Annotated in this window: 25 protein-coding genes, 1 tRNA gene and 2 riboswitches; of the genes, 13 read left to right on the top strand and 13 right to left on the bottom strand. The window is 35.1% G+C overall.

Annotated features, from left to right (window positions below; genetic code table 11):
• Window positions 1-108: 108 nt before the first annotated feature.
• Window positions 109-894, top strand: a complete 786-nt coding sequence (locus BN1242_RS00575; protein WP_062349957.1) for a TatD family hydrolase — start codon at window positions 109-111, stop codon at window positions 892-894.
• A 153-nt stretch (window positions 895-1,047) separates the two neighbouring features.
• Here the strand turns inward: BN1242_RS00575 and BN1242_RS00570 are convergent, their stop codons facing one another.
• Window positions 1,048-1,584, bottom strand: coding sequence for a DUF2179 domain-containing protein (locus tag BN1242_RS00570; RefSeq protein ID WP_162491218.1), 537 nt, complete (start codon window positions 1,582-1,584; stop codon window positions 1,048-1,050).
• A 630-nt stretch (window positions 1,585-2,214) separates the two neighbouring features.
• Here BN1242_RS00570 and BN1242_RS00565 point away from each other — a divergent pair.
• Window positions 2,215-2,559: a DUF898 domain-containing protein gene (locus BN1242_RS00565; protein ID WP_238985050.1), complete on the top strand. Its 345-nt coding sequence runs from the start codon at window positions 2,215-2,217 to the stop codon at window positions 2,557-2,559.
• Window positions 2,560-2,765: 206 nt separating this feature from the next.
• On the opposite strand, the gene BN1242_RS00560 is transcribed toward BN1242_RS00565, so the two are convergent.
• A tRNA-Arg gene (locus BN1242_RS00560) sits at window positions 2,766-2,840 on the bottom strand.
• Between the two features lie 164 nt (window positions 2,841-3,004).
• Between BN1242_RS00560 and BN1242_RS00555 the strand changes: the two genes are divergently transcribed.
• The 3 genes from BN1242_RS00555 to BN1242_RS13795 all read left to right on the top strand — a co-directional run bounded on the left by BN1242_RS00555 (window position 3,005) and on the right by BN1242_RS13795 (window position 5,299).
• Window positions 3,005-3,829, top strand: a complete 825-nt coding sequence (locus BN1242_RS00555; protein ID WP_062349953.1) for an aldo/keto reductase — start codon at window positions 3,005-3,007, stop codon at window positions 3,827-3,829.
• A gap of 313 nt (window positions 3,830-4,142) precedes the next feature.
• On the top strand, window positions 4,143-4,316 hold the full coding sequence (locus BN1242_RS13560) for a hypothetical protein (RefSeq protein ID WP_158661023.1): 174 nt from the start codon (window positions 4,143-4,145) through the stop codon (window positions 4,314-4,316).
• A gap of 531 nt (window positions 4,317-4,847) precedes the next feature.
• Window positions 4,848-4,931, top strand: a riboswitch (cyclic di-GMP riboswitch).
• A 242-nt stretch (window positions 4,932-5,173) separates the two neighbouring features.
• Entirely contained in the window at window positions 5,174-5,299 is a 126-nt protein-coding gene (locus BN1242_RS13795; RefSeq protein ID WP_275259433.1) for a hypothetical protein, read from the top strand.
• 204 nt (window positions 5,300-5,503) lie between these two features.
• On the opposite strand, the gene ftsH is transcribed toward BN1242_RS13795, so the two are convergent.
• Window positions 5,504-7,327 (bottom strand): ATP-dependent zinc metalloprotease FtsH, encoded by a 1,824-nt coding sequence (gene ftsH, locus BN1242_RS00550; protein WP_062349951.1) that lies wholly within the window; start codon window positions 7,325-7,327, stop codon window positions 5,504-5,506.
• A gap of 338 nt (window positions 7,328-7,665) precedes the next feature.
• Here ftsH and BN1242_RS00545 point away from each other — a divergent pair, with 338 nt between their 5' ends.
• On the top strand, window positions 7,666-8,001 hold the full coding sequence (locus BN1242_RS00545) for a hypothetical protein (protein WP_062349949.1): 336 nt from the start codon (window positions 7,666-7,668) through the stop codon (window positions 7,999-8,001).
• A gap of 165 nt (window positions 8,002-8,166) precedes the next feature.
• On the opposite strand, the gene BN1242_RS13665 is transcribed toward BN1242_RS00545, so the two are convergent.
• Window positions 8,167-8,304: a hypothetical protein gene (locus tag BN1242_RS13665; protein WP_203226016.1), complete on the bottom strand. Its 138-nt coding sequence runs from the start codon at window positions 8,302-8,304 to the stop codon at window positions 8,167-8,169.
• Between the two features lie 219 nt (window positions 8,305-8,523).
• On the opposite strand from BN1242_RS13665, the gene BN1242_RS00540 reads away from it, so the two are divergent.
• The 3 genes from BN1242_RS00540 to BN1242_RS00530 all read left to right on the top strand — a co-directional run bounded on the left by BN1242_RS00540 (window position 8,524) and on the right by BN1242_RS00530 (window position 9,694).
• On the top strand, window positions 8,524-8,790 hold the full coding sequence (locus BN1242_RS00540) for a spore germination protein (protein WP_062349947.1): 267 nt from the start codon (window positions 8,524-8,526) through the stop codon (window positions 8,788-8,790).
• Between the two features lie 14 nt (window positions 8,791-8,804).
• Window positions 8,805-9,047, top strand: a complete 243-nt coding sequence (locus BN1242_RS00535) for a spore germination protein (protein WP_062349944.1) — start codon at window positions 8,805-8,807, stop codon at window positions 9,045-9,047.
• A 197-nt stretch (window positions 9,048-9,244) separates the two neighbouring features.
• A complete protein-coding gene (locus BN1242_RS00530) occupies window positions 9,245-9,694 on the top strand; it encodes an Hsp20/alpha crystallin family protein (protein ID WP_062349942.1) in 450 nt (149 codons plus the stop codon).
• A 152-nt stretch (window positions 9,695-9,846) separates the two neighbouring features.
• Here BN1242_RS00530 and recQ read toward each other — a convergent pair whose 3' ends face one another.
• Entirely contained in the window at window positions 9,847-11,649 is a 1,803-nt protein-coding gene (recQ, locus tag BN1242_RS00525) for a DNA helicase RecQ (RefSeq protein ID WP_062349940.1), read from the bottom strand.
• A 346-nt stretch (window positions 11,650-11,995) separates the two neighbouring features.
• On the opposite strand from recQ, the gene BN1242_RS00520 reads away from it, so the two are divergent.
• A complete protein-coding gene (locus tag BN1242_RS00520; RefSeq protein WP_062349939.1) occupies window positions 11,996-13,294 on the top strand; it encodes a hypothetical protein in 1,299 nt (432 codons plus the stop codon).
• 209 nt (window positions 13,295-13,503) lie between these two features.
• On the opposite strand, the gene BN1242_RS00515 is transcribed toward BN1242_RS00520, so the two are convergent.
• The 3 genes from BN1242_RS00515 to BN1242_RS00505 all read right to left on the bottom strand — a co-directional run bounded on the left by BN1242_RS00515 (window position 13,504) and on the right by BN1242_RS00505 (window position 16,438).
• Complete coding sequence (locus BN1242_RS00515) at window positions 13,504-13,995, bottom strand: hypothetical protein (protein WP_062349937.1); 492 nt, start codon at window positions 13,993-13,995, stop codon at window positions 13,504-13,506.
• 250 nt (window positions 13,996-14,245) lie between these two features.
• On the bottom strand, window positions 14,246-14,701 hold the full coding sequence (locus BN1242_RS00510) for an SRPBCC family protein (protein WP_062349935.1): 456 nt from the start codon (window positions 14,699-14,701) through the stop codon (window positions 14,246-14,248).
• A gap of 69 nt (window positions 14,702-14,770) precedes the next feature.
• Window positions 14,771-16,438 (bottom strand): FAD-binding protein, encoded by a 1,668-nt coding sequence (locus BN1242_RS00505; RefSeq protein WP_062349933.1) that lies wholly within the window; start codon window positions 16,436-16,438, stop codon window positions 14,771-14,773.
• A 397-nt stretch (window positions 16,439-16,835) separates the two neighbouring features.
• On the opposite strand from BN1242_RS00505, the gene BN1242_RS00500 reads away from it, so the two are divergent.
• From BN1242_RS00500 to BN1242_RS00490, 3 genes are all read left to right on the top strand, one after another.
• Complete coding sequence (locus tag BN1242_RS00500; RefSeq protein ID WP_238985049.1) at window positions 16,836-17,495, top strand: TetR/AcrR family transcriptional regulator; 660 nt, start codon at window positions 16,836-16,838, stop codon at window positions 17,493-17,495.
• Window positions 17,496-17,575: 80 nt separating this feature from the next.
• The gene (locus BN1242_RS00495; protein ID WP_062349931.1) at window positions 17,576-18,112 is read left to right on the top strand and encodes a CueP family metal-binding protein; all 537 of its coding nucleotides are present in this window, start codon (window positions 17,576-17,578) and stop codon (window positions 18,110-18,112) included.
• A 309-nt stretch (window positions 18,113-18,421) separates the two neighbouring features.
• A complete protein-coding gene (locus tag BN1242_RS00490) occupies window positions 18,422-19,300 on the top strand; it encodes a dimethylarginine dimethylaminohydrolase family protein (protein WP_062349929.1) in 879 nt (292 codons plus the stop codon).
• Between the two features lie 120 nt (window positions 19,301-19,420).
• Here BN1242_RS00490 and BN1242_RS00485 read toward each other — a convergent pair whose 3' ends face one another.
• The 5 genes from BN1242_RS00485 to BN1242_RS00465 form a co-directional block, all read right to left on the bottom strand.
• Window positions 19,421-20,602: a DUF4317 domain-containing protein gene (locus tag BN1242_RS00485; RefSeq protein WP_062349927.1), complete on the bottom strand. Its 1,182-nt coding sequence runs from the start codon at window positions 20,600-20,602 to the stop codon at window positions 19,421-19,423.
• Window positions 20,603-20,722: 120 nt separating this feature from the next.
• Window positions 20,723-21,916 carry a M20 family metallopeptidase gene (locus BN1242_RS00480; protein WP_062349925.1) on the bottom strand — a complete coding sequence of 398 codons (1,194 nt, stop codon included), beginning with the start codon at window positions 21,914-21,916 and terminating at the stop codon, window positions 20,723-20,725.
• A gap of 54 nt (window positions 21,917-21,970) precedes the next feature.
• Window positions 21,971-22,813, bottom strand: coding sequence for a MetQ/NlpA family ABC transporter substrate-binding protein (locus BN1242_RS00475; protein WP_062349923.1), 843 nt, complete (start codon window positions 22,811-22,813; stop codon window positions 21,971-21,973).
• A 66-nt stretch (window positions 22,814-22,879) separates the two neighbouring features.
• On the bottom strand, window positions 22,880-23,542 hold the full coding sequence (locus BN1242_RS00470; protein ID WP_062349921.1) for a methionine ABC transporter permease: 663 nt from the start codon (window positions 23,540-23,542) through the stop codon (window positions 22,880-22,882).
• A complete protein-coding gene (locus BN1242_RS00465; RefSeq protein ID WP_062349919.1) occupies window positions 23,532-24,557 on the bottom strand; it encodes a methionine ABC transporter ATP-binding protein in 1,026 nt (341 codons plus the stop codon). Before BN1242_RS00465 ends, BN1242_RS00470 begins: the two co-directional genes overlap by 11 nt.
• Window positions 24,558-24,716: 159 nt before the next feature.
• Window positions 24,717-24,829, bottom strand: a riboswitch (SAM riboswitch).
• Between the last annotated feature and the right edge of the window lie 294 nt (window positions 24,830-25,123).

The raw sequence follows: 25,123 nt of genomic DNA, 5'->3' as shown, positions 1-25,123 counted from the left end.
TACTGAACAAATGAAATTATATTACAATAGTTTTTTCTTTACCGAATGGACAATTTATTACCCGGGAAACTTTTCTTTTTGTTATAAAGTATCGTGAGGTGTGAATAATTGAATCAACAAATTATTGATGCACATATTCATTTAGATTTGTACAAAACTGAAGATAGGGAGGTTATTTTACACGATTTGGATAAGTATTCGATTAACTCCTTGATTTCTGTGTCTAAAAACTACCAATCTTCATTAGCAAATTTAAAGTTATATGAAAATAATAATAAAGTGAAACCTGCGATCGGTTTTCACCCCGAACAGTCTTTACCATCTGAGGAAGAATTGGGTGATCTATTACAGTTATTGGAAAATAAACACGATCAAATCGTTGCCGTTGGTGAAGTTGGGCTTCCTTATTATGTAAAACAAGAAAAGAAACAACTTCCTTTGAAACCATACATGGAATTGTTGGAAGCATTCATCGTTCAGGCAGCGAAACTGGATAAACCAATTATTTTGCATGCTATTTATGAGCATACTGCAATCGTTTGTGACTTGTTAGAAAAACACACAATAAAAAAAGCTCATTTTCACTGGTATAAAGGAGATAAGAAGTCCATTGAACGGTTGGCGAGAAATGGATATTTTGTTTCAATTACACCAGACATTTTCTATAAAGAACGGACAGAAAAGCTTGTGAGGCAATTTCCAATTGAACAACTAATGGTAGAAACAGATGGTCCGTGGCCATTTGTAGGTATTTTCACTAGTAAAATGACCCATCCTAAAATGATACATCAAACAATGAGAAAAATTGCCTGCATCAAAAGATTGAATTTATTAGAAACGTACGAACTCCTATTTAATAATACACAAGCTTTTTTTAATCTAGACTCATTTTGATTTTGAACAATGAAGACCAAAAGTGGGAAACTTTAGTAAAGATTACCCTGGAAATACAGCTATTTTCAGGGTAGCTTCGTAAAATTAAGCATGTCATAGCAATTTTGTGCATACTGTGAAAATTTATCACTTTCTTTACAAAAATGTTAAATATTAGGAGGATTTATGGGATCGAAATAAATTTCCTTTTTTCACAGACTTAACCCAAAATCCTCCGTAAATGGTTTTCGGCTCATAAGCAATGATAAAGGCTTTCGGATCTAATTCTTTAATCGTTTGATACAATTTCAATTCGTATTTTCTCGGAGTTAAAATTTGCAATGCCATTCGCTCCCCCTCTAACCCATTCGCCGCCCAATTGGTCACTCCATATCCCTTTTCTCGTAACTGTTTCGGTAAATCAACATCATATTCTTTCGTAATTACATTCACCGTGATGTATCCCAGTGCTAATTTTTCTTCAATCTTTGTCCCTGAAATGACTCCAATCCCATATCCTACCGCATAGGCAATTAAGTTTTGTATTTCATTTAAATTATCTAAAACGAGACCGAGCCCAATTACATAAATTACAACTTCAATCATACTAATAAATGCAGCTAAATATCGCTGTCCTTTTAAAGTTAATATCATCCGAATTGTAAAAAACGAAACATAAACAATATTAATGACAAGAATGATCACAACCATTACTAAACCGTTTTCCAGCAAATTACTTCCCTCCAAATATTTATTGTCAGCAACGAATCCACTGAACCTTTATTTTACCCTTTTCACAACCTCTTTTGCTATAATTCCTTTCGCCATAGCTTTTATTTTTAGGCTGTAATGTCTTTTTATTCGGCTTTTCTATTCATCTGATATAAAATATGAAAAACTTCATCGTTTCCGTTAACATAAGTATCTTCCTATTACCCTTTCGTTATAAGAGAAAGCATAACTAGAAAGACTTTTTAAAAATTCTTTCAATTTATGCTTTACTGTCTAATTCTGCAAATTTTTGGAACATAATCTTTAAAGTTTCTGTTACTAATATTATAATTAAATTAATACAGGAGATTCGGTGTCAGTTTAATGGTTGTCTTAGCAAAGTGACTAAAATAATGGTGGGAAGAAAAAATTGGAAATTTACACAAAAATATGTAGCCAATTTAATAAGAGCTGCCAGAGTTACATATACAATTTATAAAAATGGAACTATAGCAGAATATTTTAAGAGAAAACGGTATTTGGTATGTGTAGGAGAGATTTATATAGCTTTTTGGTGATTCTAGGTATAAATACCTAGTTACATAATTATTTAAAGGAGTGGGTTATGTAATGAATAAACCAACTATGGAACTAACCGGAAATAAAACAAATGATGGTGAGTCTTATTTTGATGGAGGATTACTCCAATATATTGGTTGGAGAATCCTTGGTTTCTTGGTAACAGTCTTTACACTTGGGATTTGCTTACCTTGGTCTTATACAATGATTTATCGTTGGAAAATTGAACATACCGTAATTAATGGTAAGAGATTGAAGTTTAATGGAACTGCCATCGGATTATTTGGCCACTGGATAAAATGGTGGTTTTTTACAGTAATTACTTTTGGTATTTATGGATTTTGGGTATTTATTAAATTAGAAAAGTGGAAAACAAAACATACAACTTTTGCTTAAAAGACAAAGGGAAATCCAGCATGAAATCAAATGTAAAGCAATCTTTTTAATTGGTCCTTTAATTTAAAATGAATTATTGCACCCACGAAAACAGTAAAAATCCGTAGTCATTTACCGGTGAAATTCCTGTGAAACACAAAAGGGCGAATATTGTTTCACAAAAAAGCGATTCTATTATTCTCAAGAATCGCTTAATACTTTTTTTATCAGGAAAACAGGATTCGAACATGCGATCCCCCACGTCCGAAACGTGGTGCTCTACCAAACCGAGCTACTTCCCGTTTCCCATAAATTTCTAATTAAATGTCATTTGCAATATATACTTTAACACTTTAAAAAAATAGCATTAGAAAATTTTTATAGATAAGTCCTTGATAAATTTGATAAAAATTTCCCACATTGTTATGCTAAGTAGGGAACGTTCATATAAAGGAGTGTCAACAAGATGGATTTTGTCACATTAAATAACGGCTTAAAAATGCCACAACTCGGGTTCGGAGTTTGGCAAGTGGAAAACGATCAAGCAACTATTGCTGTTAAAAAAGCACTTGAAGTTGGCTATCGTTCCATTGATACTGCTATGATTTATCAAAATGAAGAAGGGGTCGGTAAAGCGATCCGTGAAACAGAGATTTCGAGAGAAGAACTGTTCATAACGACAAAAGTTTGGAATAGTGACCAAGGATATGAGAATACTTTACGCGCCTATGAGGAAAGTCTATCAAGACTCGGTCTTGACTATGTTGATTTATACCTCATCCATTGGCCAACACCAAAATTTGACCAGTACGTTGATACATATAAAGCGATGGAAAAATTATACAAAGATGGTCGTGTTAAAGCAATCGGTGTTTGTAATTTTGAAATAGAACATTTAGAACGGTTATTAAATGAATGTGAAATAAAACCAGTCTTAAACCAAGTAGAATGTCATCCGTTTTTAGCACAAAATGAATTAAAAGATTTTTGCGCCAAGCATGATATTTTTGTGGAAGCGTGGAGTCCATTGCAACAAGGTGGAGAAGTATTGAAAAATGAAACTGTTCAATCGATCGCAAAAAAACACAATAAAACAACCGCTCAAGTTGTTTTACGCTGGCATTTACAAAATGACACCATTGTCATTCCAAAATCGGTAACGCCATCCAGAATTGAAGAAAATTTTAATGTTTTTGACTTTGAACTATCTGCAGTAGAAATGGATGCGATTAACAAACTAAACCGAAATGAAAGAAAAGGTCCAAAACCTAGCGAATTTAATGTTAGGTAATACCTATACTAAGAAGGATGGATTTTTTTTCATCCTTCTTCTTTATAAAAAAATAACGAAAACTATTTTTCCTATCGTTTTTCTGGCAAATAAGCTTTTTTCTTGTTATCTACTTACTGAATTCATTTCACCACCGATAAATATTTAATTCCCCTTTTCCCTACACTCAATACACAAATCACCAATCCATTCTCTCTCATCAGTATGTTATGAGATAAGCGTTACTTAAAAAAGCTCTGAATAATTTACTTCTACTTTGGAAACATTACATGAGAATAAATAGTACAAGAAATTGGAATTGGAGGTCCATTCATTGACAAACAAAGATAAAAATAATCAAGCAAAAAATAAATATGAGCAAGGATCTGGCTCTCAATATCATTTAGAAAATGCCAGTCATGTTCCAGATTATGGCGGAAATATCGTAGATCCTAATGCGAATAGAGAAGCATTAAGTAGCGACTCCGAATTAATGGATAATAACTAAAACCATCCTCATTATATCCTGAATGCGACGTACAGGACGTACTAGTGCAGGCGGTACGACAGGACGTCGTGTTCTTAGCCTGCCGACGTACAGGACGTACTAGTGCAGGCGTTTTAAGATGATTTTGTCTTTCGCCTGCATCAACTTTTCAACTTATAGTGAAAATCATGATTTTCTTGCTCTTATCCCCGTATGTTATTTACTTCAAAACATGAGAAAGAGAGCTCTAGTTATACAAAATCAGAAGGGAAACTTCATTCCTCGTTTCCGTTCATAGAACCTATCCTAAAAGTGATACTTACGAAATTAACAACAAAAAATGAAAATCGTTTCTCATTTTCCCCTCGTTCATTTGTGAATTGTAACACATTCCATGAAATGACGGTGACGATTAGCCCCATTACAAAACCCGACTAAAAGGCTATTTATCATAAAAGTTCAAAATACCAATATGCCAAAGGGACTATTTTTCGCTGAAACCATCCTATTTCCTTTCAAACAAACATATCATTATTGTATAATGATGAAAATCGTACGAAAGGGCAAACCTATTGAAAGATGGGGACGCAAAACTACAGGGGCTTATGTCTATGACGGAGCTAGCCAGTTACCGAATACTAAATTACCTCCAGTACGGTTTGATAAAGTGAAACTTCCATCAGTAAGAGGTTTCCGACGTATAAGACGTACTAGTGCAAGTGCTCTCATAGGACATTAAGTTTTTTGCTTGCTTTATTCTCACTGATTGTTATTTAACCCAGTTAGGCTTTTACTAGCAGTTGATCCCGCGTTTTACTTAAATTTTGAAGGTGGATTACTGCCCGATTATGTGGGATATAAAAAAGGAGGTTTTCAAAATGAAATTTCTTCACCGAATTCTTCATAATTACTACTTTATTATTTATCAAGATTGTTTAGATGAAAATATAAAGGAAAAGTTATCGTATAAAATCAAGTATCATCGTTCAAAATTAACTAGCTAATTTTTGTAAGTGCTTACATAAACAAAATTTACAAAACGGAAAAAAGGAACTTAAAAATCTTTACCACTGAAAAACTGTTAGTTAAAAGATGGGTGATTCATCTTTCCATATACTTTTTCAGCGGACTCTATCATTTAAGTTCCTTTTTCTATTCAACTCATTTCTCTCTCAATAAATTTAGCCTACACAACGCTAAACATCTTTTTAGCCATTTAGTACATGTAAAAACTCTTCGCCAGTTATCGTTTCTTTCTCCATTAAGTACTTTGTTAACTCGTGAAGTTTTTCTTTATTATCTGCTAAGATCGTTTTTGCTTTCTCATGACAAGATTTAATAATATTTAACACTTCCTCATCAATAATAGAAGCTGTTTCCGATGAAACGATTAACGAGGTGTCGCCACCAAGATATTGATTATTCACTGTTTCTAACGCCATCATATCGAACCGCTCACTCATTCCAAATCTTGTAACCATTGCTCTCGCTAATTTTGTTGCTTGTTCAATATCATTAGAAGCTCCAGACGTAATTCGATTAAAAATAATTTCCTCGGCTGCTCGACCACCCATGAGTACCGCGATTTTATCCAGTGCCTGTTCTTTTGACATGAGCACTTGCTCGCCCTCTTCTACTTGCATCGTATATCCAAGTGCTCCAGATGTTCTAGGTATGATAGTAATTTTATGAACAGGTGCCGAATTACTTTGTTTCGCTGCAACTAATGCATGCCCGATTTCATGGTAAGCAATCGTTAATTTATCCTTCATGGATAATACGGCGTTTTTCCTTTGGTAACCAGCAATTACGACTTCTACCGATTCTTCTAAATCACTTTGTTTTACTTCTTTCCTGCCTAAGCGAACAGCCCGCAACGCTGCCTCATTTATAATGTTAGCAAGATCAGCACCTGACGCACCAGGGGTTGCCCTTGCAATCGTATGGAGGTTAACATCATGATCCATTTTCACATTTTTTGCATGAACATGTAAAATTGCTTCACGCCCCCTTAAATCAGGTAACTCCACTGGTACACGGCGATCAAATCTTCCAGGACGTAGTAGCGCTTTGTCTAATGTTTCTGGACGGTTCGTTGCTGCTAAAATTACAACCCCCTTATCAGGGTCAAAGCCATCCATCTCTGTTAATAATTGGTTCAATGTTTGTTCCCGCTCGTCATTTCCACTGATAGGTCCACCACCCGTTCGACTTTTACCAATCGTATCTATTTCATCGATAAACACGATACAAGGAGCTTTTTCTTGCGCCTGTTTAAATAAATCCCGAACACGTGCAGCACCCATCCCAACAAACATCTCAACAAACTCAGAACCTGATATAGAAAAAAACGGTACCTTTGATTCCCCTGCAACCGCTTTTGCTAACAATGTTTTTCCCGTACCTGGTGGTCCAACTAATAATGCTCCTTTAGGAATTTTTGCACCAATTTCTTTATATTTTTTCGGATTATGGAGAAAATCGACAATTTCTTGCAACGCCTCTTTTGCCTCATCTTGTCCAGCAACATCTTTAAAAGTAATTCCAGTTTGTGCTTCTACATAAATTTTCGCATTGCTTTTTCCAAAAGTCATTGCGTTTCCACCACCGCCGAATCGCTTTTGAATCCGACTAGCAAAAAATTGAGCAATAGCAAAAAAGATAATTAGTGGTAATATCCATGTTAAAAGAAAACTAACTAATGGTGAATTTTCTTTTGGGATATTTTTCGTAAACTTTACTCCCGCACTATACAACCGATTAGAAAGCTCTGGGTCATCCATTCTTCCCGTTAAATAATACTGGTCCTTGCCACCTTTATTACGAACAACAAAAATAATTTGGTTTTCCTGAACTTCTACCTCTGTTACATTCCCTTGATCCACATAACGTAAAAACGTACCGTAATCAACTTCTTTCACTTGATTTTTCAAAATGGCTGGAAAAACAAAAGCATTTAATAATAAAACAATTCCAACTGCTATTCCTAAGTAATATATTAACGGTTTTTTCGGATTTTTCTTTTCTTCCATTTTTTATCTCCTCTTGTTTATTGAAGTGAAACTTCCACGCAAAATAAATGTTAAAACAGCATCACTAAAGTTCTTCCTAAAGTATATTTTCTCTTTACTGACAAATAATATCGCAGGAAAACAATCACTGGAAAAGTTTAAAATTAATTATATATTATTTTTTACATAATTTGGTGAATCAAAATCATTATTCCTCTTTTTGTAATAAATTTCATTCGGTTGATCTTTATCCAACATTTGTAAATAACTTTGAGTGGAAGAATGGAAGGCATTAACTGTTTTTTTCTTGAAAAACAGTTGAAAATAGTAGCGAATATGATGGTCTTGGAGGGATTAATGTGGATTCTTACCAATCAACATTTGAGCAACTTAATCAAACGCGTCAAATAGCATCACAATTACTCCATGAAACACAACAAGGTAGCATGCAATATCGAGCAATCATTAATCAAGAAAAACAAAATGTACAAATGCTTAATCAAGTAATTCAAAATGAAAAGCAAGCTATTATTGGTCTTGAACAAGCTTTACAAAAACAAGAACTAGCAGCTAAACGTTGTCAAGATATCATTAACTACTGCAATCAACTACAACACCAATTAACAAATACCATCGATCATAATAAAAATGATTCAACATATAGGCATGAACAAAGTCCATATCCATTTCAATGATTTTATAAAAAAATAGCAAATACGTTTTTCCAGCCATTTCAGTGTATTGCATGATTGTTGTTATAAAAAAGCTAAAAGGGCATCGAGAAGTCGAAATTTTGACTTGCTAGATTGCCCTTATTTCATCCAACCATTCATAGGATATACTAAATTGCTTGTCACAAATTACTCCGCTGTTTTATCGACTTGCCTTTTAATATTGCGCTTATTTCCTTTACTATTATCGCCACTAATTGGTTTTTCCCCATGCCTGTCAGGGGCATTTTGATTCATACTGCCACCTTTATTGTATTTTTTTGTCATTCATTTCATCTCCTTTCATCATTACAGTAACAGTCTTTCCACCACAAAAAAATTTATGACCTTTTTCGTTTACCTGTCACTGTCCAATAGGTGTTAAGATGATAGTTTAAAGAACGATATTTTCCCTACTTGAAATCAAATCAAATCCATTTCATGTCAATGAACGATTAGGCTTCCTATTGCATATAGTACTGCAAAGACATTATAAGGGTGGTTATCATGCAGATAACGATTAATCTTTACTATTTAAAAATTAACAGCGTCTCTGGCAATGGTTCGGTCACAGTTGGAGAAGCAACCCATAATAGCCATACAGCAAATAGTAAATCCCAAGGAGTTAATTCATCTTTCGGGGATTTAGCACCGGCAGAAGGAATGATGGAAAATATTTATATAGATCCTGATGTAAATGACCAATCTGATCTTGGTAATATCGATTCGACTAATGTAGCCAGTCCATGGTCATTACCACTTGGAGATATATAATTAAGGAGGATATTATGCCTTATCAAATAAATATTTTTAATATTAAAGTAAATGGGGTTACCCAAAATGGTAACTTTGATATTGGGCCGACTGTTCACAATAGCCATACAGCTAACACGAAATTATTTGGTGCAAATTTTTCTCAAGGAGATTTTTCACCGACGTCGTCACAAATGAATACGAGCATTTTAGACCCTGACGTCAGTGATCAAGACCAAAATGCTAACCCATCCTTGCCAATTACTGGGCAAATATAGTTATTATTATAAAACAGGAGTTAGGAGTTTCAATAATTCATTGAGATTGCAATAGCAAATGTTCAAATTAAAATTTATTTCCTAAAAGAAAGAAAATATAAACACCTGTAAGTTTTGAAAAAAATCGAAGAAAACAACCTTCGACTTTTTTTCACGAATAATTATGACAAAAACCGGCCTTTTTTGGAGGTGCGATAATGAACTATAATAAAATTAAAAAATGGATTGACTTCACAAATGAATTTCAAAAAAATGGATTTTGGTCCAAATACAATCATCCATTTTCGTCAGAACAATTTCCACCTATCCCACAAGAAGATTCTCGCAATAACACCATTTTTCCAAAAATAGATATTTATCGCGATGAGGAACAAACATACATTTTAATAGAAGCACCTGGTATTAATCGGGAAGATATCCAAATTACTTTACAAAATAATCATCAATTAGTTATTCAAGGTGTCGCAAAACCATTTTTTCCAGACACGATGGATGTGAATAAGGAACGTTTTTACGGTCCATTTGAACGAACAATGCAACTCCCAGGACTAGTTGATCCGCAATCTATCCAAATTCACTATCATCATGGATTAATCCAACTAACTTATCCTTCTCAAAAGGATAGTAATCGTGTAAAAATTTTTTAATCCATCCTTACGATTAATTCGCTTCTTATTAGTAGTTGTGCCTATTGTGGAATAGTTTTAATATTTGCGTTAGTTACAAAAACGCAGGACATTGACGGCCCTGCGCTTTGTTATTCCTCACTCTCATTTTCCTAGCCATCTATAGATGGTAATCAATCAATAGAAATTTTTTCCTCTGTACTTTCATTATTACTATACGATAAAATCAATGCCAAAAATGCATCCCCGTATTGGTCCAATTTCCGTTGACCAACTCCTTTTACTTGTAACAACTCTGCTGGCGTCTTTGGTTTTACTATGCACATTTCCCGTAACGTTTGGTCGGAGAAAACGATAAATGGGGGAATATTATCTCGATCAGCAATTTCTTTTCTTAGTCTCCGTAACAATTGGAAAAGTTCTCCATCAGTATCATTAGTCACCATTTGTTTCACTTGCATTTTTTCTTTACGATAAACGGTCCCATCCCCTTTTAAGATGGCGATCCCTTTCTCTGTTACTGTCAATGTCGGATAAGCCCCATCCGTTGGCACGAGATACCCTTCCGCTGTTAAAAAATCAATTAGCGCGGTAACTTCCTTTTGGGATTTTTTTTTCATAATTCCGTAAGTCGTAAGTTGGTCTAAACCGAAACTCTTCAATTTTCTATCAGACGAACCGGTAAGCACCTTCATGATCATCGTCCGGCCAAATCGTTCTTTCATTCGTTTGACACATGATAAAACCATTTGTGCCTCACGAGTAATATCTGTTAAATCCCGTTCATCTGTACAATTCCCACATTTATGACAGTTACTAGCGTCATCCCCGAAGTATTGCAATATGTAACTTTGATAGCATGATTCTGTATGACAATAGGCAATCATCTTACTTAATTTGCCATATTCCAGCTCTTTGCGCCCTGCATCCATTTCCGATTGTTCAATTAAAAATTTCTGAATCTGTACATCCTGTGCTGCAAACAGTAAGATACAGTCACTTTCCAATCCGTCCCTACCAGCTCTCCCTGCTTCCTGATAGTAAGATTCCATATTTTTCGGGATTTGATAATGAATGACAAATCTGACATTTGATTTGTCAATTCCCATTCCGAATGCCGATGTAGCAACCATGACCGTCACTTCATCATATAAGAACAATTCTTGATATTGATTACGGTCTTGTTCATTCATTCCAGCATGATACTTTCCACAAGATATTCCATTTTTACTTAAAAGTCCAAAGATCCGTTCAACCTCTTTCCTTGTGGATGCATAAATGATACCCGCTTCATCTTTATTTTTCCGGATATATTCTAATAAAAAATCGTCACGATTTACCCCTTTCATGACATTAAAACGCAAATTTTCACGGGCAAACCCTGTTTGGACAGTATCCACCATCGAAATGTGTAATTGTTCGCAAATATCTTGTTTTACCCTTGGAGTTGCTGTTGCTGTTAATGCGAGAACAACCGGTTTCTTCGGCAAACTTTCAATAAACGGCCCTATTTGTAAATAACTTGGGCGAAAATCATGACCCCAGCCAGAAATACAGTGTGCCTCATCAATGGCAATAAGCGAGAGTTCCATCCTTTGTAGTAACTCTGTAAAAAAGGGCGAGTCCAGTCGTTCTGGTGCAACATAAATAATCTTACATTCTCCAGCCATTATTTGCTCATTTCTAGTTTGAATTTCTTGTAGTGTTAGGGAACTATTAATAAAAGTCGCAGAGACACCGATAGACTGAAGTGCATCGACTTGATCCTTCATTAAAGAAATTAATGGGGAAATAACGAGGGTGATCCCTGGAAACATTAAAGCAGGAATTTGATAAGTAATTGATTTACCACCACCAGTCGGCATAATTCCGAGGGTATCTTTTCCTGCTAGTATTTGTTCAATAATTTTCTCTTGTCCAATTCTAAATGAGTCATAACCAAAAAAGGTTTGTAACAAATTTTTTGCTTTCTCCATTGCCTACTCCTCAATTTATGATTCTCAATTTTACTATATTTAGTATACAATAATATAACAAAGATAACTATCATCTAGAAGACAAAGGGACGATTTTCCTTTCAATCAGTTTTTTCTCCTCTTAAAAAACATTTAACAATGTCGATACTTCAATTAATAGCAAATTGACAGAATCAATAATACCGTATGCGCGATTACAAGGGAATCAACTGTATTTTTTGTCCAATTCCCTTCACAACAAATGAAATATTAGCAAGTTAAAATTTTCATTTTTCACAAAACAGCCATTTCTTGTAATGACTAGTATCAATGATTCTATTAAAATGGAAGAAAGGAGGTCTTATTTGTGGAAGAAACAAAAATTTTCCCATTGATAAAATTGTTAGCTAGTAGATTATCTGATGAACTTTTTCAAACATATTGGCCCGACTTCAAACCTTTTCCATTTGCATTTTTCACACGGGAAAAAGTTTATTTAAAAAACCATCCAGAGCCGCCTACGGAGTTCGAGTGCAAAAATGGTATATTTGTTGGAAAATGGAGTGAGCAATTTAATGGAAATACAGCCATTACACTAAACGGTTACCCGACAGCCATTTGGGATGTGAGTACGATTAGTCCCGATATGACATTCGAAAAACTATATTCCTTAATTGTTCACGAAATGTATCATGCTTTTCAGACAAAGATTAACTATAATCGGTCAGCTAAAGAAAGCTTATACTTTCATTACCCGCAGTCAATTGAAAATATTACCTATCGAATATTAGAAAGAAAAGCACTTCATCATGCACTATTTGCAGAAGATATTGTAACGAAGCAAAACTATGCAAACGTATTTTTTTACTTCCGAGAACAACGCCATTCGATCATTCTAGATTATTTGAATTATGAATTAGGTCAAGAAAGCTATGAAGGTCTTGCCCAATATGTGGAAGCAAAAGCTTTAATGAGCGAGTCTTCCAAACCACCCTTATCCCATTTATCAGAACTTAGCAATGAACTAGTTAGACCAACAGATACTCTGTATGAACTGAGAAAAAGTTGCTATTCATCTGGAATGGCTATCGCCTTTTTACTTGATTCCATCTCACCAAATTGGCAGGAAGAATATATTCAGACAGAAGATTATTTATATACTTTTTTACGAAAAAAAATAAAGAAAAAAACAACATTCGAGCAATCTAAGCAAAATATCACAGAGTATGGGATAAATTCAATTATTGTGCATCCGCATAAGAAACAAGACGAACAAACAATTGCAAGTGCCAAACTAATTTTTGAAAAAACTAAGAAAAAGCAACTATATGATTTCCAACAGTTTTATCATAATGAAGGATATTTAATAAAGATTGTCGGCAACATAAACATTACAGGGTTCGACCCGATGAATTTATTACCTAAAGAACAACAATTGTTACATAAAAGAATGCTTATTTTTACAATAAATAAACAAAGGTATTTCCTAATGCAACCTATTCTCACAACATTAACAGGGAACGATTTACAATGTAAAGAAATGTACTATTATAGTAAAACTAAGCCGATTGAGAACGGAAAGAACATCAAATTAGAAGAACTTGGTGAAATTACTGGAAAGTTAATACAAAAAGGCAAGCAGGCTACTATTATACTAGATAACTGATGTGTCGCAGTTGATTTTCCTTAAATTACAAATATTTTGAGGCATTCGGTTTTTCCTATGGGGGAATTAGATGCCCAATTGTGGGCTCCCTTAGCTCCCCCCGTTCTGGACAAAAGAAATGTCATAGAAACGATACATCGCACGCTTTTGTGACATACTATTATTTTCTATCAGTTAGATAGGGTTACATAGGGATACAGCATTACTCATTATGGAAGTGTAGGATAGTTCTCATCCACCCATTTAACCATTGCTTCGCTCCAAACTCGTTTCGGCAATTCTTCCTTCACACCGAAGCGTTCAACAACTAACATTCGGAATTCATTGTTGTTTAATTTTACATAATAATGATTGGCAAAAGGAGTTTTATAGTATTCTGTTGGATAATGGTCTTGATTGTAATAGAAATTATTAATCTTATTTTGGATATTTTTCGAGACTCCCCAATGAGATTTCTCATTTCCATTTACATGTTCCAACTTTCGGTCACTGTTTTCTCGAAGTTGATGTAGTAATTCGATTACCTCAGCAAAACCGATAAAAAGCATGCCGATAATAATGGCACGGTTCCAAGTAAAAAGCAACGAAAAACCATCATTAGAAGAAGTTTGTGCAACAATAATTCCGTATACGACACCAGCAATCATCTCAAAAACACCAATCCAAAATATAATCTTTGCCACTACATTGTCTTTGTGCATCTTTTTCACCCCAAAAAAATTATAGGTTAAAGCAAAATATATAATTATCACTCTGTAATACCTATTAAATTGTACACCTATTGAGACTAAATTGAACATCCATTTATACTATAAAGATACACAATAATACTACTAAAAACAATCGTTTTCAAATAATTTCTAACTATTATTCAGTGCTGAAATTTATTAAAAAAGCAAGCAGTTGGTAAAAAGAATCAACTGCTTGCTTATTTGTTTTCTCTGTAATCATTTATGCCTTCACATTTTCAACTTCCACTATTTTATTAGCAACAGCAGCGGTTAATTCCTCCGCGGTTTGTGGAACGAAATTCTTTAAAATGGCATTTATCATTGGTCCCATTGCCCCACGAGCAGTAATGTCTAAATTACCTGTCATCGCTGTTGTTTTATCATTAATAACTTCCGCTTCAAAATATCCATTACCTGCGAAGTTATCGGATAAACCTGTTAGATTAAACGTTACTTTCGTAGGTTCTTCCCATTTCGTAATGTCAACTTTTAATTTTACAGTTTTTTTCATAAAACCTAAATCACCTTTAAATTCCCATGTAGACTCATAATCATTAATAATTTCATGATTAATATACCCTGGAACTAATGGGGCCCAATTATTAATGGAACTAACGAAATTCCAAACTCTATTAATAGGTACGTCGATATTTAAATGATGTGTGCCACTTGGCATAGCAAATCCCCCTTTGTTTTCTCTAATTTTTTCAATACAATTTAATGTATGTTACTAATCAATGAAACATTATTCTTGTGACAATGTTTGATATTGCTCAACTAATCGAGTTGGTGCTTTTGCGACAGCCTTACCAGACAAATATCCCCAAGTCATGCCTGGTCCAATTGTAGCTCCTGCACCAGGATAGTTCGGCCCAAAGATTGCCATCGCTGTATTTCCTGCAGCGTACAAGCCAGGGATTTTTTCTCCTCTAACGTTGACGACTTGGCCATTTTCATCCACCCTTGGTCCTCCCGATGTTCCTAATAAACCGAAATAAATAGGAATTGCATAAAATGGACCTTTATTAATTGGTCCTAGATTTAGCTCAGCAGAACCTCCTCCACGACCCATTCCTTCAAAGTACAATGTTCCCCGTTGAAAATCTGGATCGACTCCTTTTTCCGCATTTTCATTAAAGCGATTTACCGTTTCTTCTAAGCCAACTGGATCGACACCGATCTTACTTGCCAATTCTTTTAAACTATCAGCTTGAATCATCCATTCTGGTGCTGGCTCATCTGGTGCGATTGTAACGACAAGATGGTTATCTTTCAACTGACTGTCAAAAATTAACCATGTATTGGATTCATTCGGATAGCTTTGTGTTACTTCATCATAGGCAAAAAATTTACGCGGCATATCTTTATAAGTAGATCCTTCATTGACAAAACGTTTTCCAAAACGGTTAACAATTATGCTATTGGCCAAGTTTCTTGGACTATTGATAATATTAAATGGTCTTCCTTCATATTCAATCGAAGGGTCTTGTGTTGCTGGGTACCACCACGCATCACTCATATTGGCAAGGGCGGCACCAACTTCCATTGCCATAATTAGTCCGTCTCCTTCATTATATGGAGGGGAAAGTGGGTGTGTCGGTTCTCCTGGTAAAAAAGCACGAATTAATTCTTTATTCCACTCGAATCCACCTGTTGCTAAGATGACGCCTTTTCTTGCTCCAATATAGATTTCCTGCCCATTTTGTTCAGCGATAACGCCAATTATTTCGCCTGCATCATTTTGTATTAATTTTTTTCCAGGAGTATTTACAAGTGTTTCCACGCCACGGTCCAATAACCCTTTAAATAAAGCAGCAATTAATGCTCTTCCCATTGTTGTAATATTTTTTTCCATCCGCTCAGCCATCACTGCATAGTCAATAGAATCTTTATCTGCTCCACCTTCTGCAAGAGTTAATGGTGGAAAAATTGGATTTCTGCGGATGAGTTCTGCCCATTCACCTAGTTGATTCAACTCAAATGGTAGTGGATCGAGGGAACGCCCTTCTACTAACCCACCAGGCAAGTCCGCATAATAGTCCCCATAACCTTTTGGAACCGCAAATTTCACTGGTGTATAATCATGTAAATATTTAATCATTTTCCGACCGTTTTCTAAAAACACATCAATTAATTTCGTGTCCGGTTCTTTTCCATTGGATAGACGTAAAATATATTGTTTTGCTTTTTCATATTCATCTTTAATTCCCTCTTCTTCCATATAATGGTTAAGAGGAATCCATGGTACTCCACCAGAGATAGCTGTCGTACCACCTATTTGTGCAGATTTCTCTAAAACTAATACACTAGCTCCATTATCATGTGCAAGTGTAGCTGCCGTAAGTGCCGCTCCCCCAGTTCCTACAACGACTACATCAACTACGCGATCCCATTGATATTTTTTTCCTGTCATCTTATTTCCCCCTCGTTCGTTTTATTTTTTGTCTCTCAATAGTAAGCGCATACATTTCAGGTATTTCATATTGTCTGGCTTACTTATTTAAAATTAATTTGTTCATGTTTTGTAATAGATTCTATTATCACTATTATAATGATATATATGCTATTACCTTGATAGTAATACTATCACGAGTAAAAAGCCACGTCAATTAAAATGATTATTAATGAATAACAATTGAAGAAGTAGTAACCTTTGGTAGCAATAACAGATTACTTGCATCAACATTTTACAAATAATACAATGGACGTATAACGACTAAAAATGGGGATTGTCCTTACTTACCTACCATCCATAAAAAACTCCCTATGAACACCATTAACAAACAACGATGAAAAACGGGGTTGACAATATGAAACCAAGGCAACGCTATGACTTAGAACGGAAAAAGATGAAAGAAGAAAGGCTTAACTCTATTTTAGATGCTGCTAGTCGTCTCTTTGCAGAGAAGGGGATTGAAAATACAACGATGCAAGATATTGCTGATGCAGCAAATTTAGGAGTTGCAACTGTTTTTCGCTTTTTTTCAAAAAAAGAAAAAATAATCGTTGCGGTTGCTACTAGAAAGGTTAATTCTATTTTACACGCCTTTGAAGAAGCAGCTGCCTTAAAAGTTCCTTGTATTCAAAAAATCGAATGGATATTAGATTCATTTTTCCAATCATTACGTATAGAAAACAACTACACTACGAGAATATTAGAAGACTTTGATACATACGTATCAAGAATCCAAAGTCCGATAGAGGATATCGAAGAATTTAATGCTGCATATCGAAAAGTTTCAAAAGTTTTTTCTTCCATTGTTGAGGAAGGAATCAAAGATGGATCTATTCGTGCCGATATTAATATACGAGATACATTGACAACATTAATGAATGCGTTCGGTCTTTTTACTAGAAAATTAGCGATTCATCGTAGTATTTTGTGGCTTGAACTTGACCTCGAGCCAGAGAAACAATTGAGTTTATTTAAAAAAATTGTCCTCGACTATTTGCAGGATTGTCGCGCTTAGACTATGTGCGAAACGGATAGCTTTTAAACAGTAACTTCCATTTAGAAAAAATTTTATTATAAAGAAGGTGTTACCTATATATGAAAAATAAACTTTTATTAATAATTGCCATAGCCGTAGTTGCCATTGGAGGATATATGGTTTTCTCAAGTTTTGGAAATGATTCTGCTAGTGATATCCCATCTGATGATGTAAAACAGCTAGTCGCAGAATACAGTGCAAACACAAAAACGAATCTTGCCGCATCTATCACTTCTAATGAATTAATTTTGATAGAGAAAAACGGGAAGAAGCAAACATTCGATTTACCTAAAGATGAGTTTTTCGTTTCGATCGCTCCTTTTTACGAGCAAACCCATCCATGTGAAATCCATAGTTTAACTGGTTGCCGGGGAGAATTAGCAAAGGAAGAATTTCATGTCTATATTGAAGATAAAGACGGAAATATTATTGTCAATGAAAAGATGACATCTCTTGACAATGGCTTTATTGATCTTTGGCTACCACGTGATAATACATTTTTTGCTAAAATTGAAAAAGACGGGAAAATATCAGAATTAACCTTCTCCACATTTGCAGGCGATAAAACATGTATTACGACAATGCAGTTACTATAAAACGTTCATCAAAAAAATGCTTGGAGTTGCAAAGTTTTAAAGCAAAAATCACATTCCAGAAAGCGAACGTATTTTTTTCCTTTAATCGTCTTAAGGAAGACAGATAATACACTACTTATCGAAAGAGCTTTGTACAATTGTACATGCTCTTTTTTCTTTCCCTCTCATAATTTCACCCGAGCTATCGACTAACAACTTTAATCAACACTACAAATAATTCTATTCTTTTCATATATGTTTTTCACATGTTTTTCATTTACATATTACCTTTCCTACATGTCAATAATAGCTATTATGGGAGGAATAAATATGAATAGGAATGATTTAAAAGAAAGAAAACCGATACGTATTCAATGCTTTACTGAATATGATGTGCTGAAAAAAGTAATATTATGTCAACCTCAATATATGACCATTCGGGATGTAATAAATGAAACACAAAAGCATTTTAAAAATGAAGGAATTCATATTGAAAAAGCACTCGAACAACACGAAACGTTCGTTAAAACTTTACGGGCCAATGATATTGAAGTTTTTTTACTACCTTATCATAGAAAATTTCCTGAACAAGTATTCACAAGAGACATCGGATTTACCCTTGGGGAAACGATATTTGTAGCCGATATGGCGAGTAATATTAGAAACGGCGAAGAAGATATTTTAAAGCAATGGTTAGAGGATGAAGGAATTTCGTATTATAATATAATCGGTCATCAAATTGAGGGCGGCGATGTGCTAATTGATAAAGATACTGTCTATATCGGTTTAAGTAATCGGACAAATCGGGAAGCAGTAGAGCATGTTAGAAATTTAATTGGAAAACAAATGGAAGTTGTTGAAATTGATTTTCAAGAGAAATTTTTACACTTAGATTGTGTATTTAATATTATCTCACCTAATTTAGCCCTATACTATCCTAAAGCATTAAGAAAAGAAGATATTGCTCTATTGCAAAAACGTTACGAGCTAATTGAAGTCACGGATGAAGAACAATTTACTCTCGGCACAAATGTGTTATCCATCGGTAATAAAAAAATTATTAGTCTTCCCGTAAATACACATGTCAATGAGCAGTTAAGAAGTCATGGATACGAGGTAATTGAGGTCGATATAACGGAAATAATTAAATCAGGTGGCTCATTTCGATGCTGTACTTTACCAATTGAAAGGAAACAACACCATTCTTAGCAAAAAAAGACATTTGTTGTATTTAGCTGACTTACATCCAATCAGACGCCATTAGTAAAAAAACGCGGACATAGCTGTTCCGATGTCCGCGAATAATATAAAGTAACAGATCCCACCATTTTAACTTAACAATGTCTCAGGAATTAGTTTAAATCCTTCAATATCAATATCTTCCTCTACTTCGATTAAGACACATTTTTTACCATTTACTGTAACTTGGCGAATATATTTTAAATCTTGTGGGCTTATCGCAATGTTTGCCACTTTAGTGCTAATCTTAATGGATTTGGAATTGTATTTCGGTAAAATACTAGTTGCCTTCAGCTCATAGGACTCATCATCGATTACTGTTTGAAAGGCTGCTTCAACTTTTTCTATGTCGACATTTTCCACTCCACTAGCTTTTAACACTCGTTCCACATCTTTATAATCTAACCGTGGTTCTTCTTCACCTTCTTCTTTTTCCACTTCAATCATTTGGTTAATTTCTTCATACACGTTGGCAAGTGTCTCGGCATTGACTTGTTCACCAACTACATGTTTGACTATTTCTTCAAAAACTACTTTTTCTTCCATTGCAGTTGTAATAGCCTCACCATTTAACACATCTTCAATAAGATAATAGTCGGGCTCATTTGCTTTCCCTGAACAATAAAGGATATGGTTCACATCCGAATAGCCGTCGGTAAAACATGGATAAAGGAAGCCACCTAAAGGAGCGGTCAAATTAATGACAGCATCCACGACTACATGGGATTTGAATTCTTTGCCAATAAAATCAAACAATAACGTCTTCTTCGGTTGCTCTGTTTTATTTATACTACAAAGGATAAACGGATGTACGGTCACTTCATCCCGTTCATTATCTTCCGTTGCTTCATTCTTCTTTTTCAATGGTTGAAAAAATGTCCCACGAATAAAGCTTACGACAACATCCATTTCATATTGCCTATTTTTAAACATTTTCTCAACCATGAGAAGCATTTGCTCAATCCAATCATCTATATCCTCTAATTGTAAAGAGCCATGCAAAACATTACGTGTATGATTTTCCATTTCTATTTCCGTTTGGAACTTCAATTCAAATAGTTTGATATCGAGTTGACCTGTTAACACCTTTTTAAAATTGGCCATAAACAGTTCTTGTTGTTCTCTATCTAACAAAGAAAATGGATGACTTTCATAATGATAGACTTCATTACTTTCTTTCCGAACATATACATTAAAAATATCTGTAATTCTCAACAAGTCGTTATCAAGTTTTAACTGTTTTCGAAAGTTTGCTACATCTTTTTTATTCATAAAAAGCATTTCTCCTAACGTAATTTATTACTATTAACTCATTATAAACGATAGATTTTTTTTAGGTAAATAAAAAACTTGGTAGGAGAGTAGCTTTTGAAAAGTAGCTAAACTATTTTTCTACTTTTTTTCTTGCTCAAAATCATCACGAACTTGTTTCAACAATTTTGCATCTGCAAACAATCGATGTCCTGTTAATGCTAACACCTTTGCTCCCTTTATCAGGGCGGCATCTCCTTGTTCCGACTTTGCTGCTTCACGGAATTCGACTGTATGACCAATTAATGAATCTGGACCAATTTTAATGTATGGATGAGCAGTCGGGGTAACATGACTAATATTTCCTGCGTCTGTCGAACCAATCCCTTTTCCCTTATCTTTATGAACAACTTCACCAAGAGCCATTAATTCTTCTTCAATAATCAAATCAAGCGTTCGATTCAAGACGAAATCATGTACCTCATTTTGAAATCTTTCTATCTCCACTTTCGTCCCAGTCGAAAGGGCTGCACCCTTTGCTATATTTCGAACCTTTGCAGAAACTTCTTCACAACGAGCCCACGTGCTTGCCCGAATAAAAAATCGTGCGGAAGCATATTCAGGAATAATATTTGGGGCATCTCCACCACTTGTAATAATGCCATGAATCCGGATATCAGTCGGAAGTTGCTGTCTTAATGCATTAATGCCATTAAACAGCATAATGACAGCATCCAATGCATTAATTCCTTCTTCAGGAGAGCCGGAAGCGTGGGCTGGTTTTCCGAAAAAGTGAAAATCTAGTGGATCGACAGCAAGTGTTGGACCGGTTAATCCAGTTTTTCCACTTGGGTGAATCATTAGCGCAACATCGATATCCTCAACTAATCCGTGCTTAACGAAGCTTCCTTTTGCCGATCCATTTGGTCCTCCCTCCTCTGCAGGAGTACCAAATACAACTACTTCTCCACCCGTTTCGTTTATCACTTCTGCTAACGCAATGCCCGCTGCGACACTTGTTGTTCCAATTATATTATGTCCACAAGCGTGACCAATTCCTGGCAATGCATCATACTCCGCTAAGAAAGCAATTTTCGGTCCGTCTACACCAGAAGATTTTCTCGCCACAAAGGCGGTTTCATGTCCCGCCACATTTTTTATAACGTCAAAACTAGCCGCTTCGAGAAGCTTTATTAACGTTTCTGCCGCAAAAAATTCCTCATTGCCTATTTCTGGTCTCTCATGTATCGCATGACTGGTCGAAATATATAATTCTCTGTTCTTTTCAATATGGTTAACAATCGTCTCTCTTTGTAAAATAACATTGCTTGCCATCCAAAATTCCCCCTTAATATATTAGTTTTTTATCTAACGTGATTTCAAAAAGACTTATTGGATTACATCCTCCAACTGCTCTATCGGAATATTAACTACAATCGATCCTCCATTCGTATCCTTTTTTATTTTCTCTACCACTTCTGGATCATGGTAAATGGCAACAATTTTTTGATATACTTCATTATCTTTTTCCGCTGCACGGGCTGCGAATATATTAATATATGGCTGGGCTTCCTTATCATTAGGATCCTCTAAAAATATCGCATCTTCATTAGGAACAAATCCTGCTTGCCCAGCAACACCATTATTAATAACGGAAATAGCAACATCATCTAATACTCTTGGAGTTTGTTGTGCAGTCATTGGAATAATATGTACATTTTTCGGATTTTCAACAACACCACTAACATCGCCAAATAACCCAAAATCTTCCTTTAATTTGATTAAACCAGCGGATTGTAACACCTTTAATGCCCGAGCTTGGTTGGAAGGATCATCTGGAATTGCAATTTTTGCACCTTGCTTCATCTCTTCTACTGATTTTAATTTGCTAGAATAAATGCCCATTGGCGCAATTTGTGTCGTCCCAATTGGTACTAGGTCTAATTTATGTTCTTTTATAAATTGATTTAAAAAAGCAATATGTTGGAATGCATTTAAGTCAATATCTCCATCTGCTAGAGCTTTATTTGGTAACGTATAATCGTTAAACTCCACTAATTGGATTTCAATTCCTTCTGCCGCGGCCTTTTTCTTAATTACGTCCCATACTTGACCATCTGACCCTGTTACACCAATTTTCACGACATTTTCCCCACTTGTCTTCTCTCCGCAAGCACCTAAAATGAATACACTTGCAATCAACAGTATTCCTACAATCAATCTCTTTTTCATTCTATCGTCTCCTCTTATAGTCTATTTAAGAACAAAACTTGTTTTTTTAAAATAGTAATTATTCGATTAACGCCGAAGAAACAATCTAGCAAAATAATTACCTATGAACTGAGCTATTTGTACTAATATGATTAAAATGACGACAGTAACAAACATAACCGATGTATCAAATCGTTGATAACCATAAGTTAGAGACAAGTAACCGAGCCCACCGCCACCGACCGTTCCGGCAACCGCTGAAAAATCAATTAATGAAATTGTAATAAAAGTTAAGCCTAAAATTAATGGGCCAATAGCTTCTGGAATCATAACATCGAAAATAACTCTTAACGGACTCGCCCCCATAGATTTAGCAGCCTCAATAATACCAGGGTCGATGGAAACTAAATTATTTTCCACCACCCGGGCTACTGCGAATGATGCTGCGATTGTCATTGGAAAAATGGCTGCAGCCGTTCCAATCGTTGAACCAACTACAGCTCGAGTTAATGGTGCAATTGCAACAAGAAAGATAATGAACGGAACTGGTCGAATAATATTGATAAAAATATTTAATGTTGTATTTAAAACTTTATTTTCTAGTAAATTACCTTTTCTCGTGACAAATAATATCAATCCCATGACAATGCCTATAATAGAGGAAAAGATAAGTGTAAAGAAAACCATCGTTAACGTTTGCCCTGTCCCCTCCAGCACTCGTGGCCAAAATGTTTGCCAATCAACTTTCATGTAAATAAACCTCCTTCACTTGAACAACTTTACTCAACTGTGCAATTACTTTTGCTACTTCGCTGTTTTTGCCTCTCAATTCAACCATTAAATTTCCAAATAAACCTCCTTGAATTTCATCAATGGTCCCATTGATAATGTTGACATCAACATTGAAATTTTTAGCAATTTCCGATAAAATCGGACGTTTCGTCACTTCCCCTTTAAAAGTTAAGCGGTAAAGTACTTTTGTTCCTTCACTATGTAAATTTTTCCTTAACGTATCGGAAAGCGAATCGTTTAAAATGGAGCTAATAAAATTTCTCGTCGTTTTCGTTTTTGGGTTTGAAAAAATATCTAGAACTGTACCTTCTTCAATAATTCGTCCATTTTCCATGACAGCTACCCTGTCACAAATTTTTCGAATAACGTTCATTTCATGGGTAATTAATAAAATAGTAATGTTTAATTCCTCATTAACTTTTTTCAACAAATGTAAAATTTCATTTGTCGTTTCTGGATCAAGGGCAGATGTTGCTTCGTCACAAATTAGTATTTTCGGCGAAGTTGCTAATGCTCTAGCAATCCCTACTCGTTGTTTTTGTCCTCCTGACAGTTGATCTGGATAACTGTTAGCTTTATCCTCCAACCCAACAAATCGGAGCAGCTCCGTTACCCGCCTGCTTATCTCGTCTTTCGGCAGCTTAGCAATGCGTAATGGATAAGCAACATTGCCAAACACTGTCCGGGAATTGAATAAATTGAAGTTTTGAAAAATCATCCCGATATTTTGCCGAAGTTTCCTCAATTCCTTTTGAGATAGTTTATCAATTGCTAAATTATCCACATAAACTGTGCCCGTCGTTGGGCGTTCTAACAAATTTACTAAACGAAGAAGGGTGCTTTTTCCCGCTCCACTAAAACCGATAATGCCAAAAATTTCCCCTTCCTCTACTGCAAAACTAACATCCTCTACCGCTTGGATCTCCCGGTCTTTTGACTGAAATTTCTTCCCTACTTTTTCAAAAATTATCATTCCATTCCCTCCAATTTCCTATAAAATAAATATGAATACTTGGTTTTAACAAAACAACACCTTCCCTTTCACTGAGCGGGAGAAAAAAATGGAATAAAAAACCTCCCACCTTATCCATAAACAAGATAAGATGAGAGGTTGTTATTATTCCACCACTCGTTCTTATCTTCCAAGCTAGTAACATTAGCTTGCTGGAATTGGCACGGTGCTTCCGATTGAAGTCCGCTGCCGAGGTATCATAGGGCCAGTCCCTCCACCTCTCTGGATAAGAAGAAAAAACTTATTAAATTTTTGTAGTTTTGATTATATACGAGATTGTAATATAAATCAATAACTTTTGTCAACATTGAACCTCTCACCACTTATCGCTCTTGCGAGCTGATTGAAGTGGGAGATTCCTAAGAACACCAGCCTATCGGCTAGTTATTGATTAGGCTATCCCCGTCATTCCAACGGTTAGAAGTCTTATGGCTTCATTTTTTAGATTTTTTCCTGCGTTAATATCTCGATTTATATATTTAATCAAGTATTTTCTTTGAATCCCTTAATATTATTTATTGAGTTGT

Source organism: Bacillus kwashiorkori (assembly GCF_001375515.1).
GTDB lineage: Bacteria > Bacillota > Bacilli > Bacillales > Caldibacillaceae > Bacillus_BK > Bacillus_BK kwashiorkori.
The sequence above is the reverse complement of the archived record's forward strand: the minus strand, read 5'-3'. Positions and strand labels throughout refer to the sequence as shown.